Here is a 238-nt window from a genome sequence, read left to right as displayed (position 1 = left end):
TCGAGCGCCCCCCCCACGCCCCGCGGGCGGGGTGGGGGTGGGGGGAACAGGTAGACCCCCCCACCCAAACCCAACACCCCCCAAAAAAACCCCCCCCCCCCCCCCCAAAAAAAAAAAAAAAAAAAAAACCCCCCCCCCCCCCCCCCCCCCCCCCCCCCCCGCCCCCCCCCAAAAAAACAACACACACAGACGCACCACCCCCCAACACAAAAAAAAAACCAACACCCACCACAAAAAA

Annotated in this window: 1 protein-coding gene; it reads left to right on the top strand. The window is 63.4% G+C overall.

Annotated features, from left to right (window positions below):
- Positions 1 to 37: 37 nt before the first annotated feature.
- The coding region (locus AC0L2A_RS36570) for a hypothetical protein (RefSeq protein WP_473613043.1) at positions 38 to 238 on the top strand (201 nt) is incomplete at its 3' end.

The sequence above is a fragment of the Mesorhizobium sp. WSM4844 genome, from assembly GCF_055811775.1.
Note: the sequence above shows the minus strand (reverse complement) of the source record. Positions and strands in the feature narration are given on the sequence as shown.